Genomic DNA, 14,435 nt, shown 5'->3' with positions numbered 1-14,435 from the left:
TGCTTTATATTAATGAGCTGGTTCAGCTTGTAAAGCTACACTAATTTGTTCCATCAAACGGCTATAAGTTTGAATACCGCCAGAAATATAGATCGATGTTGAATCTAAGTAAACAATATGATTGTGCTGCCATGCTGAGGTTTTTTGAATTAATTCATTATTCAATACTTGCTGCGCTGATTGCGCTTCTTTATTACCAATTGCATTATCTCTATCTAAAACAAATAACCATTCTGGATTGACACTTAAGATAAATTCCGAACTAACAGCATTGCCGTGACGCCCTGCTTCTTGGAAAGTGGTGGCAGGTTTGAATCCTAATACATCAAATATAAAACCAAAACGAGATTTCGCACTATAAGCAGACATTTTTCCACCATTAATCATGATAACTAATGCAGTTCCTGCTGTACTTGTTTTAGGTTTTAGTTGATCTATTTTTTGATTAAAATCAGCTAATAGTTTATTCGCTTCATTTTGTTTATGAAAAATCTCGCCTAATTGTTGTGTTCTTTGCGTTATACTTCCTAGAAAATTATTGTAATCAATATCTAACGAAATTGTTGGTGCAATGTCATTTAATTTATTATAAGCATCATTGGCGCGACCACCAGCAATAATAATATCAGGTTGAATAGAACTTAAAACTTCATAATTTGGTTCAAATAAAGTACCCACATTGGTGTAATCTTTACTGTCGTATTTAGATAAGAAAGTGGGATAATGAACATCTGATTGAGGTACTGCCGTCACAGGTATATTCAATGCGTCCATAATATCAAGCGTTGCAGTATTAAAAACAACAACTTTTTTAGGGTTGTCAGGTACGTCTGTTTTACCTTGAGAATGTTCAACGGTAACCGTTTTAATAGACGATTGTTGTTCTTTTTTATTATCACATCCAACTAAAACAAGTAATACAGTAAGTAGAACAACGGATTTTGCTTTAATATATGAATACATTATAACTCCTAATTGTCAGTCCGAATAAAAATTTACAAAATGATAATTATAATAATTATCATTTACATTATGATTGTAACCAAAAAATATATAAGGTTCAATGAACTTTAAATATTAAAAAACACAATATGTAATAAAGGCGGCTAAATAGAAGTAAAATGATAATCAATAGACTAAAAAGCTACCGATTTATTCGGTAGCATAGTAAATATCAATAATTAGAAATTTTGATTTGGATCAACTGATAAATCTTTAAGTTTTCGCGTTAATGTATTGCGTCCCCAACCTAATAGATGAGCCGCATCTTGTTTATGGCCTCGAGTAAAATTAAGCGCATTTTTTAATAAGATACATTCAATATCATGTATCACTTCAGTCAAAATGCCCGTTTTCCCACTCATAAGGGCTTGCTTTGCCCATTGTTCAAATAATTGTTTCCAATCGGCTTGTTGTTGTGATAATCGGTTAGTAGTTAATGCTGAATATTCATTTTTATCAATCATTTTAGTTGTTGATAATTGCAACAATTCTGGCGGTAAATCTTGAACAAGAACTTCTTTATTTGAAGACATTACCGTAATCCATCGACAGGTATTTTCAAGTTGGCGAACATTACCTGGCCAATTAAATCGACATAAAACATCTAATGCTTCGGAGCTTAATATTTTACTTTCTACGCCAAGTTCTTTTGCTGTGGTATGCAAAAAATGTTCAGCAAGTTTTGGAATATCTTGCGATCTATCCCGTAAAGGCGGAAGTAATATACGAATAACGTTTAAACGGTGAAATAAGTCTTCTCTAAATTTACCTTCTCTAACTCTTACCTCTAAATCTTGATGTGTAGCTGCAATAATTCGCACATCAACTTTTACGGGGGAATAACCACCAATACGGTAAAACTGCCCATCGGCTAAAACTCTGAGTAATCGAGTTTGAACATCAAGTGGCATATCACCAATTTCGTCCAAAAATAAAGTGCCACCATTAGCTTGTTCAAACCGTCCGTGCCTAATTTGAGCAGCACCTGTAAATGCGCCTTTTTCATGCCCAAAAAGTTCAGCTTCAATCAGCTCTTTAGGAATTGCAGCCATATTTAACGCAATAAAAGGGGATTGAGAACGTGGGCTATGGGTATGTAATGCTTTAGCAACTAACTCTTTACCCGTGCCTGATTCACCATTGATAAGTACACTAATTGATGATTTAGATAATCGTCCAATAATACGAAATACCTCTTGCATTGAAGGGGCTTCACCAATAATGCCTGTTGATGCTTTTGTAGTTGTATTATTGTTAGTTTTATTGGTTTGAGTTTGGGAAATTGCCCTTTCAACCAGTTGTATAACTTCGTCCACATCAAAAGGTTTAGGGATATAATCATAAGCACCTTTTTGATAGGCATTTACTGCTGCATCCAGATCAGAATGGGCAGTCATAATAATAACAGGTAAATGAGGCAACTTTTCTTTAACATAATGAAGTAATGTTAAGCCATCAAGCCCCGGCATTTTGATATCAGAAATTAATACTGCTGGTTTTTGTACATATGTATTTAATGCATCAATAACTTGTTGACCACTCTCAAAACTAACACAGTTAAAATGAGCATTAGTTAATGCTTTTTCTAATACCCAGCGAATTGAACTATCATCATCAACAATCCAAACATTCATTTTAATTTACCTCACTGCTTAATTGGCAGATAGACAGAAAAAATCGTATGCCCAGGCCAACTATTAAATTCGATTTTACCGTGATGTTGATCAACAATATTGTGTGCAATTGAAAGCCCAATACCTGTACCACCTTCATAGCCACTCACCATAGGGTAAAATAAGGTATCTTGTATATGTACAGGCACTCCTGGACCTGTATCTTCAATATCAATACGAGCACATAAGCGGTAACGCTGCCCGTGTAAAGTAACCTGAAAAGCTGTTCTTGTCCTAATTGTAATTATGCCAGAATTAGAACCAATGGCCTGTAAAGCATTACGAACAATATTTAAAATCACTTGCTCTACTTGTTCGGAGTCATGAATAAAATCCGGTAAACTTGGGTCATAATCACGAAAAATTTCAATATTGATTGGCTTTTCTAAACACAGCAAAGCATAAGTTCGCTCTATTGCTTGATGGATACTTTGCTCTTTTTGTTGCAAACGTTGTTGTGGTCCTAATAATCTATCGACAAGATTTCGTAATCTGTCTGCCTGTTCAATAATGATTTTTGTATAATCTTGTAATTCATTTTTAGGTAATTCGCGTGATAATAGCTGAGCGGCGCCTCGAAGCCCTCCTAGAGGATTTTTTATTTCATGAGCAAGCCCTCGAACTAATTCACGAGCTGCATTTTGTTGAGCTTGTTGCAGTTGTTCTTGACTAAGGCGTTTATGATTATTTAATGGAACCATCTCAATTAAAATGCGACCATTACCTAATAGTTGAGCAGTCAACGATAAAATATGCAATTCATTATTAATAACTAAATTCACTTCATTGTCGGTAAAACCTTGATTTTGTTCTAATGCACTCAGCATTAAATTAATATCTAATGAAAAATAGCTTAATAAGTCGGGAAAATAACTTTCTAGTAGCTTTTTGTTGCTTTGCGCTAATAACTGTTGTGCTGCAGTATTAACATAAAGAATATTAAGTTTTTTATCAAGTAATAAAATACTTGTGAGCATTGAATCGAGAACAAGATTAGCATCAGATTCATTAGCAAATGTCATCGTCGGTTTTCCGTCCTGATTTAGAAACCACCGCACGTTAGCGGTGGTTTAAATTTATTGTAAAAATAACTTATAAACTATAGTACATTTCAAACTCAACTGGATGTGGAGTCATACGTACACGATCAACATCTTGACGTTTTAAATCAATATAAGCATCAATAGTGTCATTAGTAAATACGTTACCACGAGTTAAAAATTCGCGATCTGCATCTAATGCGTTAAGAGCTTCCTCTAGTGAACCTGCAACTTGCGGAATTAATTTAGACTCTTCTGGTGGTAAGTCATATAAGTTTTTATCCATTGCATCACCAGGGTGAATTTTATTGATGATACCATCTAAACCAGCCATTAACTGTGCAGCAAAAGATAAATATGGATTACCAGCTGGATCTGGGAAGCGAACTTCAATACGACGAGCTTTAGGGCTAGTTACAACAGGAATACGAATTGATGCAGAACGGTTACGTGCTGAGTAAGCAAGCATTACAGGTGCTTCATAACCTGGTACTAAACGTTTATAAGAGTTAGTCGCTGGGTTAGTAAATGCATTAATTGCTTTAGCGTGTTTAATAATGCCACCAATATAGAATAATGCCATTTCAGAAAGACCTGCATATTTATCGCCAGCAAATAAATTTACGCCATCTTTCGCTAATGATTGGTGACAGTGCATACCTGAACCATTGTCCCCAAACATTGGTTTAGGCATAAACGTCGCAGTTTTACCGTAAGCGTGAGCAACATTTTGTACTACATATTTATAGATTTGTACTTCATCAGCTTTTTTAGTTAACGTATTAAAACGACATGCAATTTCGTTTTGACCCGCAGTTGCCACTTCGTGGTGATGAGCCTCGACCACTAAACCAAGCTGCTCCATAATTAAGCACATTTCAGAACGAATATCTTGTGATGAATCAACTGGAGGAAGTGGAAAATAACCACCTTTCACACCAGGACGATGTCCTTTATTGCCTTCTTCATATTTAGTACCAGAATTCCAAGCGGCTTCAATATCATCAATATGCACAAAGCTACCTGACATTGGCGAACCAAAACGGACATCATCAAACAAAAAAAACTCTGGCTCAGGCCCAAAAATAACGGTATCAGCAATACCTGATGATTTTAAAAACTCTTCAGCACGTTTAGCAATTGAACGAGGATCACGATCATACCCTTGCAGTGTTGCTGGTTCTAATACATCACAACGTAGATTTAATGTTACATCTTCAAAAAATGGATCAATAACCGCAGTTGAAGCATCAGGCATTAATACCATATCTGATTCATTAATTCCTTTCCAACCAGCAATTGATGAACCATCAAACATTTTACCATCTTCAAAAAAATCCGCATCAATTTGACTAACAGGGATAGTTACGTGTTGCTCTTTACCTTTAGTATCGGTAAAACGTAAATCAACAAATTTCACATCATTTTCTTTAATTAATTTTAAAACTTTTTGTATAGACATGTATCTTCTCCATTAAGGACAAATAATAATTGTTCAGTTTAAAAGGTATTCTTGCCGAATTATTAGATAATATGCAAATATAATGCCACTTTTTAACTCTATTTTTTAATAGCTTTATAAGTGGCTATAGTAACATAAATATTACAATTGCACTAAAATAAAGCAATCAGCACCAAAGTAATGCACCAAAATAAAAGGCTGTAATATAAGTATCTAGATTTAATTGTATAAAATTAGTACCTCCTAATTAGAACGGATAATAAATTTCCATACTAAAACAAGCAACAAATCATATGATACACTTCAGGTTATGTAATTTTTTAAATTAAATAAGCGTTGTTCTTATAAACAAGTTTTCTTCTCTAGACACTGTATTTCGGTGTGCAATATCGTTATAATCTTTTCTTATATTTAAAAAATTAGGTAATCATACAAGTATGGACTTTATAACACTCGAAATTCTACCTTTTATAAAAAACCATCTTTTGCTTTCCTTAGGTTGGATTGTACTGTTTATTGCAATTATTGTATTAACCATTAAAGGTAAACTTTCTAAAGTTAAAGTTACCAATAATGCGCAAGCTATCCAAATGCTTAATAAGCAAGATGCCGTTATTATTGATATTCGCTCAGCCGATAGCTTTAAAAAAGGGCATATCACTGATTCTTACAACGTTTTACCTATCGACATTAAAAATGCGAGCGCAAAAACAATTGAAAAATTTAAAGAAAAAATTGTCATTTTGATTGACGAAAATGGCCTATCATCTGTTGGTGTTGGTGAAATACTTGTCAAACAAGGTTTTTCAAATGTCTTTGTGCTAAAAGATGGCATTGCTGGATGGAACGGCGAAAATTTACCATTAGTTAAAAAATAATATTATTAAAAAATAAGGTGTTACCATGAAAGAACAAAACAATACACAACAACCCGAAACACAATTTGCTATTCAGCGTATTTATACTAAAGATGTTTCATTTGAAACTAACAATATTCCTGAAGTTTTTACCAAGCAATGGCAACCAGAATTAAATATTGAGTTAAATTCATCTTCACAAACATTAAGTGAAAATGTGTACGAAGTTGCGCTACGTGTCACTTTAACGGCAAAACAACAAGATGAGGTAGTATATATTTGTGAAGTAACTCAAGCGGGTATTTTTTCACTTATCGGATTTGACGACGGCCAAATTCAACATTGCGTTGGCGCTTACTGCCCAAATATTTTGTTCCCTTACGCGCGTGAAGTTATTTCCAGTTTAGTTAATAAAGGAACATTCCCACAAGTAAATTTAGAGCCAGTAAATTTTGAGGCTTTATTTATTAATTATCTTCAACAACAGCAACAACAAACTGAATCAACTGAAACATTACAATAATAATTATTGTATTTTAGTTAATTAACGATAAGTTTATTGGGATATTATGAAAAAAAATGCTGCAGTTACAGTAATTGGCGCAGGCTCCTATGGGACTTCTTTAGCTATTTTACTAGCAAGAAATGGTCATTCCACTTTATTATGGGGACATAACCCAGATAAAATGACCATTTTGCAGCATGATAGGCAAAATAAACAATTTTTACCCGATATTTCTTTTCCAGATTTATTACAAATTGAAAGCGATTTAAAAACAGCGGTTTCAGCTGCCCCTATTTTACTTATCGTGGTACCAAGCCACGCTTTTGCAAGCACACTAACGCAAATCAAACCTTTTTTGCGTAAAGATACTAAGATAGTTTGGGCAACAAAAGGACTAGAAGTTGATACAGGTCGATTATTACAAGATGTCGCAAAAGAGATTTTAGGTAATCAAATTTCGTTAGCGGTTATTTCAGGCCCAACATTTGCCAAAGAAGTGGCATCCGGCCTACCTACAGCAGTAACTGTCGCATCGACTGATGATCAGTTTTTAACTCAACTACAACATTTATTTCATTGTAGTAAAAGTTTTCGTGTTTATAGCAGCAAAGATTTTATTGGTGTGCAACTTGGTGGTGCAATTAAAAATGTTATCGCTATTGGCGCAGGATTGTCTGATGGTCTTGGTTTTGGCGCCAATGCCAGAACAGCATTAATTACCCGTGGACTTGCCGAAATGATGCGATTAGGCGCGGTGTTAGGCGCAGATCCTGCAACCTTTATGGGAATGGCAGGACTTGGTGATCTTGTTTTAACTTGCACAGATAATCAATCCCGTAATCGTCGTTTTGGAATTTTACTTGGTCAAAATAAATCAATTCAAGAAGCCCAAGATGCCATTGCGCAAGTTGTTGAGGGGCGTAATAATACCAAAGAAGTCTGGTTACTAGCCCAAAAATATCATGTTGATATGCCAATAACCGAACAAATTTATCGCGTTCTTTATGAAAATAAAGAACCCAAACAAGCTGCAATGACATTACTTGGACGGTCACAAAAAGAAGAACTAAAAAGCTAGTTTTTATACTCAAACACCTATCTACCTGAAACTTTTTGACAAAAATCATACGAGCTTGATGTTTAATTGTTATAAATACGTACCTATTGCTTTTCGTTTTTCTTTAAGTAGATATTCTAACCAATATACACATCTAATATAGCGGTTCCAACCGTTTTAAATAATGCTATTTGCTCATCATTTTGACAACATAGAGCAGGTTATTTTATATCTGTAGGAATTTTTCTTGTTGTTTATGGCTATTTAAGTAACTACTGTAATGAATATAAGCGACTAAAAACGGGTAATGTAATTTTCTGCGTTAAGTGGTACTTGCTATGGTAAATTTACATAATTATTCACTTTGTAGATTATATTTTTTGTAAAAAATATTCAGGATTCTATACCGTTTGAGATAAAAAAAATAGATGTAGTAATTCGTGCTTTTAATTAAAATGAGCATAATCAGCAAATATTCGAAAGTGCAAAAGATAAAAAGCAAAATTTTGAGAGATTTTTGAAAAATTCCTAATACGTTTTAGTAGACTCTTAATTATGAAATAAAAATAACTCATTATTTTATTGGGTTTTATATAATAAAAATTACCTTTCTTGTATATTTTCTATATTTTCACTATTATTACAGCGTGTAATTTTGCACGATACTTGAGAAATCAGATGTTATTTAAAATATTAAAATTTTTCTTAAAGATGTTATTCCATGTAAAAATTCATGGTAATTTTGAAAACTTAAAACAAGATAAACTTCTTATTACCCCTAATCATGTATCTTTCCTTGATGGTATTCTAATCGCTGTATTTTTACCTGTAAGACCTGTCTTTGCTATTTATTCGGGTTATATTAATCATTGGTTAGTCCGCTTAGCAAAGCGCTATGTTGATTTTGTGCCAATGGATCCACTTAGTCCAATGGCAATAAAGCGATTAGTTAGAGAAGTTGAAAAAGGTAGGCCGATAGTGATATTTCCTGAAGGAAGAATTACTGTAACTGGTTCTTTAATGAAAATTTATGATGGCGCTGCTTTTATTGCAGCTCGTTCTCAAGCCACCATTGTACCTGTTTGGATAGAGGGAGCAGAATTTACCTTAACTAGCCGTTTAAAAGGATTATTTAAACGTCGTTTATTCCCTAAAATAACCATTCATGTGCTTGAGCCAACATCAATTGCGATGCCTGACGCCCCTAAGGCTAGTGAAAGGCGCTATATTGCAGGTGAAAAACTTCATCAAATTATGATGAATGCACGCATGGCAAGTCGTCCAAAATTAACGTTGTTTGAAGCATTATTAGAAGCACAAGTTCGCTATGGCGTGAAATCAAGAATGGTACAAGACCCAACAACTCATGAAGCTTCTTATCGTAACCTACTCAAACAAATTATTGGCGTTAGCTGCATTATTGCCAAAATAACCAAAGACAAAGAGCGAATAGGTGTTTTATTACCCAATGCAACCATTACTGTTGCAACTATTTTTGGTTTGTCAGTAAAAAATCGAATTCCAGCAATGCTTAACTATACTGCGGGAACAAAAGGCTTAAACTGTGCCATTACTGCTGCTGAAATCAAAACGATTATTACTTCACGCAAATTTATTAGAAAAGGCAAACTTGATTATCTACTTGAAGAAATTAAAGATGTTAAGTGGTGTTTTCTTGAAGATTTGCGTAACAACTTAACTTTAAAAGATAAACTTTATGTTGCAGTGCATCAATATATTCCACGCTTAATTAAATACCAACAATCAAGCGATGACGAAGCACTCGTACTGTTTACTTCTGGTTCAGAGGGGAATCCTAAAGGTGTTGTTCACAGCCATGGCAGCTTACTTGCTAATGTTGAGCAAATTCGAACGGTTATAGATCCAACTCCTGCAGATCGCTTCATGTCGGCTCTACCATTATTCCATGCTTTTGGTATTACAGCAGGATTATTCCTACCACTATTTTCAGGTAGTCGTACATTTTTATATCCAAATCCATTACATTACCGTATGGTGCCTGAAATTATTTATGACCAAAACTGTACAGTTTTATTCGGTACGCCAACTTTCTTGGCAAACTATGCCCGTTATGCGCACCCATATGATTTTATGCGTTTACGCTATGTTGTTGCAGGTGCCGAAAAATTATCAGATGCAGTACGAGAACAATGGAAAGATAAATATGGCATTCGTATTTTAGAAGGTTATGGCGTTACCGAGTGTGCACCTGTTGTAGCCCTTAATGTTCCTATGGCGTTTAAAGCTGGGACTGTAGGGCGATTACTTCCAGGCATGGTATCAAGATTAATTCACATTCCAGGCATTAGCGATGGAGGTCAATTGCAAGTCAAAGGACCTAATGTGATGAAAGGCTATTTACGGGTGGAAAATCCGGGTAAACTTGAAAAACCAGTAGCAGTTGATGAAAATGGACAAGCCGAAAAAGGTTGGTATGATACCGGCGATATCGTTGCTATTGATAGTGAGGGGTTTGTAACAATTAAAGGACGCTTGAAACGATTTGCCAAAATTGCCGGTGAAATGGTTTCATTAGAAAGTGTTGAATCCTTAGCAAAAAAAGTTGACTCTGATGCAATGCACGGGGCAACAGTTAAAGCCGATGCAGGCAAAGGGGAAGCAATTGTCTTATTTACTACCTCAACAAAATTAAATCGAGAGCAACTTAATCAAGCATCTCAAGAATTGGGCATTCCAGCATTAGCCGTTCCTCGTGATATTCGTATAGTAAAAGAGTTACCACTACTAGGTACAGGTAAAATTGATTTTATTACTTTACGAAAAATGGCTGACGAATAAACTAAAGGATGTCACATGAAACAACATTCTCTATTAAGCAAAGGCATGGTTGCAACCATGCTTGCGCAGTTTTTTTCAGCATTTGCTGATAATGCAATCTTTTTTGCTATTTTAGCTTTCATTAAGAATTTACATTATCCAACATGGAGCCAATCGGTATTACAAATTAGTTTTGTCGCACCGTTTATCATACTTTCACCTTTTGTGGGGCAATTTGCTGACAGCATGTCAAAAGGCAAAGCAATGATGATTTCAAATAGCATCAAATTATTAGGTGCAGGTTGTATTTGTTTAAATATAAGTCCTTTTGTTGGTTACTTTCTAGTTGGTATAGGTGCTGCGGCCTACTCTCCCGCTAAATATGGAATTTTAGGCGAACTAACTACAGGTGATAATTTAGTTAAAGCAAATGGGTTAATAGAAGCATCAACCATTGCCGCCATTTTACTTGGTTCGCTAGCTGGTGGTCATATTGCCGATCTTAATGTGAGCACTTCCTTACTTGTGTGCGTGTTAGTTTACGGACTGGCTGTTATTGCTAACTTTTTTATTCCTAAATTACCTGCTGCACGACAAAATATTTCATGGCAATTTATCAATATGGTAAACGATTTTACTAATACATTAGAAATCATATGCAACAATAAACGTGTTTTATTTACACTGTTGGGTACCAGTTTATTTTGGGGAGCTGGTATTACTTTACGTTTTCTATTAATTAGTTGGGTTCCTGCTATCTTAAATATTCATGACAACGCAACACCAACAAACCTTAATGCAATCGTTGCTATCGGTATTGTTATTGGCGCAGGTCTAGCTAGTACATTTATTACTATTAACAACACATTACGTTGTATTCCAGCAGGAATAATGATGGGAATCGCTGTAATCGCTTTTACATTACAAGGCCATATCATTTCATCTTATATACTACTTATTGTTATTGGTGCATTAGGTGGGTTCTTTTTAGTGCCATTAAATGCCTTTATTCAAAAAATAGGGAAAGATTTGGTCGGTGCCGGCAGTGTTATTTCAGTACAAAACCTAAGTGAATACTCAGCGATGATGATAATGTTAGGGCTTTATACGTTAGCCGTTGCTTTAAATTTATCGGTTACTGCTATCGGTGTTGGTTTTGGGAGCTTATTTGCTTTAGTTATATTTTTATTATGGTTAGGGTTAAAAAATAATGAATCACATTAATCTATCAGCAATGATAACAGAAAGTCGTAATCCTAATAGCGAAAAAATAGATAACTGTTCAACATTAGAAATGCTACAAATCATCAATAATGAAGATAAAAAAGTCGCATTAGCTATTGAAAAAGAGTTACCCAATATCGCAAAAGCCGTTGATGCGATTAGTTTAGCATTTTCAAATCAAGGTAGACTAATCTATATAGGTGCTGGCACTTCAGGACGACTAGGTATTTTAGATGCAAGTGAATGCCCACCAACTTATGGCACACCACCGGAACAAGTTATTGGCTTAATTGCTGGAGGCAAAACAGCTATTTTTAAGGCAATTGAAAACGCCGAAGATAACCCTGAACTGGCAATTACTGACTTAAAAAACATTATTTTTAACTCAAATGACGTTTTAGTTGGCATTGCAGCTAGTGGGCGCACACCTTATGTAATAGGTGCTATGCAATATGCTAAATCAATTGGTTCAACAGTGATCAGCTTATGCTGCAACCCTAAAGCCCCAATGATCAACATAGCAGATATAGCAATCACCCCTATTGTTGGTCCTGAGGTAGTTACTGGTTCGTCAAGAATGAAAGCAGGCACGGCACAAAAATTGGTACTAAATATGTTAACTACAGCTAGCATGATTAAAATAGGTAAAGTGTACGGCAATCTCATGGTTGATGTCCAAGCAACCAATGCCAAACTTATTGATCGACAAATATCAATCGTCATGCAGGCAACTGATTGCAATCGGGAAATGGCTATTCAAACATTAAACCAATGTCAAAAGCATTGCAAAACTGCTATTTTAATGATTCTTTCAGGCCTAAATGCAACACAAGCTAGGCAAGCTCTTAACAAAAATAACGGTTTTATTCGTCAAGCACTACAGCCCTAACCAATCATTTTTTGATAAAAACAAAAAAGTTTTTTTATCATAATGTGATGAGTGTATATTTTTTATGTTTTTTTATGATGTAAAATAAAAAAATATTGCCTACAAATTAATGCAAATTAGGAGGTCGCTGTATGGTTGGAATTATCCTAGCAACTCATGGTGAGTTTGCAGAAGGTATTTTACAATCAGGTTCGATGATATTTGGAGAACAAGAAAATGTTAAAGCTGTTACCTTACATCCAAGTGATAGTCCTGAAAGTTTAAAAGAGCGAATGCTTGAAGCAATATCTACATTTAATAATCAAGATGAAGTAATTTTTTTAGTTGATTTATGGGGAGGCACACCATTTAATCAGGCCAATAATTTATGTGGAGAGCATAGTAACTGGGCTATTGTAGCAGGTTTAAACCTACCTATGTTAATTGAAGCCTATTCCTCTCGTTTTTCAATGGAAACAGCGAAAGAAATTGCAGCTGCAATTATTGAACCCGGTAAAGAAGGCGTTCGTACAACAGTCGAAATTCCAACAAGTAATACTCAATCAAGCAAGCAATCGCCAACTATTCCAGAAGGCACAGTACTTGGCGATGGTAAAATGAAAATCGTGTTAGCCCGTGTTGATTCGCGCCTATTACATGGGCAAGTGGCGACAGCATGGACAAAATCAACCAACCCTAACCGCATTATTGTTGTTTCGGATTCAGTTGCAAAAGATGAATTAAGAAAAAAACTCATTGAAGAAGCTGCCCCTCCTGGTGTAAAAGCCAATGTTGTTCCAATTAAAAAAATTATTGAAGTTTCACGCGATCCTCGTTTTGGTAATACCAAAGCGCTACTTTTATTTGAAACACCGCAAGATGTATTACGAACAATAGAAGGAGGTGTTGACATCAATGAGATTAATGTGGGATCGATGGCTCACTCTGTAGGCAAAGTTATGGTAAACAAAGTACTATCAATGAATGCCGAAGATGTCGAAACATTTGAAAAATTAAAAACCAGAAATATAAAATTTGATGTTCGCAAAGTTCCTAACGATTCTAATAGCAATATGGACGAATTACTAAAAAAAGCCAAAGAAGAATTAGCGCGGCAAAATAATTAATTTATTTAAGGGGTTATATTATGACATTATCAATTATTGCTATTATTTTGGTGATAATTATCGCCTTTTTAGCAGGAATGGAAGGCATCTTAGATCAGTTCCAATTCCATCAACCTTTGGTTGCTTGTTCGTTAATTGGACTAGTGACAGGTAATTTAGAAGCAGGCGTCGTACTAGGTGGTTCATTGCAAATGATAGCTCTTGGTTGGGCTAATATTGGGGCAGCTGTTGCACCCGATGCCGCACTGGCATCTATTGCTTCGTCAATTATTTTAGTGTTAGGTGGACAAGGTGTTGCTGGTGTATCTACTGCCATTGCTATTGCTATTCCTTTAGCTGTTGCAGGGCTATTTTTAACTATGGTAGTTCGAACCATTGCTGTCCCATTAGTACATATGATGGATGCGGCAGCAGAAGAAGGCAATTTCCGAAAAATTGAATTATTACAAATTTTAGGTATTTGCTTACAAGGTTTAAGAATCGCAATTCCAGCAGCAGCATTACTCTTTATTCCTGCCGAAGTTGTTAAAAGCGCACTAGATGCAATGCCAAAATGGCTAACAACTGGTATGGCTATTGGTGGTGGAATGGTGGTTGCTGTGGGTTATGCAATGGTAATTAATATGATGGCAAATCGTGAAGTATGGCCATTTTTCATTATTGGTTTTGTAGTTGCAGCAATATCACAACTTACACTAATTGCACTCGGTGCATTAGGTATTGCATTAGCACTGATTTATCTCAATCTTTCTGAACGTGGCAATTCATCCAATGGTGGCAGTAAAGGTGATCCACTTGATGATATTTTAAATGATTACTAG

At 35.2% G+C, this 14,435-nt stretch carries 12 protein-coding genes; 8 read left to right on the top strand and 4 right to left on the bottom strand.

What is annotated here, in order from left to right; genetic code table 11:
* Positions 1 to 9 precede the first annotated feature (9 nt).
* From GQ590_RS06625 to glnA, 4 genes are all read right to left on the bottom strand, one after another.
* On the bottom strand, positions 10 to 963 hold the full coding sequence (locus GQ590_RS06625; RefSeq protein WP_160407509.1) for a siderophore ABC transporter substrate-binding protein: 954 nt from the start codon (positions 961 to 963) through the stop codon (positions 10 to 12).
* Between the two features lie 218 nt (positions 964 to 1,181).
* Entirely contained in the window at positions 1,182 to 2,636 is a 1,455-nt protein-coding gene (glnG, locus tag GQ590_RS06620) for a nitrogen regulation protein NR(I) (RefSeq protein ID WP_160407506.1), read from the bottom strand.
* Between the two features lie 11 nt (positions 2,637 to 2,647).
* Positions 2,648 to 3,697 (bottom strand): nitrogen regulation protein NR(II), encoded by a 1,050-nt coding sequence (glnL, locus tag GQ590_RS06615; protein WP_160407504.1) that lies wholly within the window; start codon positions 3,695 to 3,697, stop codon positions 2,648 to 2,650.
* Positions 3,698 to 3,767: 70 nt separating this feature from the next.
* A complete protein-coding gene (gene glnA, locus GQ590_RS06610) occupies positions 3,768 to 5,177 on the bottom strand; it encodes a glutamate--ammonia ligase (protein WP_160407502.1) in 1,410 nt (469 codons plus the stop codon).
* A gap of 437 nt (positions 5,178 to 5,614) precedes the next feature.
* On the opposite strand from glnA, the gene GQ590_RS06605 reads away from it, so the two are divergent.
* The 8 genes from GQ590_RS06605 (at position 5,615) to GQ590_RS06570 (ending at position 14,435) form a co-directional block, all read left to right on the top strand.
* Positions 5,615 to 6,055, top strand: a complete 441-nt coding sequence (locus tag GQ590_RS06605) for a rhodanese-like domain-containing protein (protein WP_160407500.1) — start codon at positions 5,615 to 5,617, stop codon at positions 6,053 to 6,055.
* Positions 6,056 to 6,080: 25 nt separating this feature from the next.
* Complete coding sequence (secB, locus tag GQ590_RS06600) at positions 6,081 to 6,557, top strand: protein-export chaperone SecB (protein WP_160407497.1); 477 nt, start codon at positions 6,081 to 6,083, stop codon at positions 6,555 to 6,557.
* A gap of 43 nt (positions 6,558 to 6,600) precedes the next feature.
* Positions 6,601 to 7,617, top strand: a complete 1,017-nt coding sequence (gene gpsA, locus GQ590_RS06595; RefSeq protein WP_160407554.1) for an NAD(P)H-dependent glycerol-3-phosphate dehydrogenase — start codon at positions 6,601 to 6,603, stop codon at positions 7,615 to 7,617.
* A gap of 657 nt (positions 7,618 to 8,274) precedes the next feature.
* Positions 8,275 to 10,416: a bifunctional acyl-ACP--phospholipid O-acyltransferase/long-chain-fatty-acid--ACP ligase gene (gene aas / locus GQ590_RS06590; protein WP_160407494.1), complete on the top strand. Its 2,142-nt coding sequence runs from the start codon at positions 8,275 to 8,277 to the stop codon at positions 10,414 to 10,416.
* Between the two features lie 15 nt (positions 10,417 to 10,431).
* Entirely contained in the window at positions 10,432 to 11,619 is a 1,188-nt protein-coding gene (lplT, locus tag GQ590_RS06585) for a lysophospholipid transporter LplT (protein ID WP_160407491.1), read from the top strand.
* Positions 11,606 to 12,508, top strand: a complete 903-nt coding sequence (gene murQ, locus GQ590_RS06580) for an N-acetylmuramic acid 6-phosphate etherase (protein WP_160407488.1) — start codon at positions 11,606 to 11,608, stop codon at positions 12,506 to 12,508. The genes lplT and murQ overlap by 14 nt, the downstream gene beginning before the upstream one ends.
* 131 nt (positions 12,509 to 12,639) lie before the next feature.
* The gene (locus GQ590_RS06575; RefSeq protein ID WP_160407485.1) at positions 12,640 to 13,614 is read left to right on the top strand and encodes a mannose/fructose/sorbose PTS transporter subunit IIA; all 975 of its coding nucleotides are present in this window, start codon (positions 12,640 to 12,642) and stop codon (positions 13,612 to 13,614) included.
* Between the two features lie 20 nt (positions 13,615 to 13,634).
* Entirely contained in the window at positions 13,635 to 14,435 is an 801-nt protein-coding gene (locus GQ590_RS06570) for a PTS mannose/fructose/sorbose transporter subunit IIC (RefSeq protein WP_160407482.1), read from the top strand.

The organism is Gilliamella sp. Lep-s35, from assembly GCF_009795845.1.
Taxonomy (GTDB): domain Bacteria; phylum Pseudomonadota; class Gammaproteobacteria; order Enterobacterales; family Orbaceae; genus Gilliamella.
This window is presented reverse-complemented; position numbering and strand designations above follow the sequence as displayed.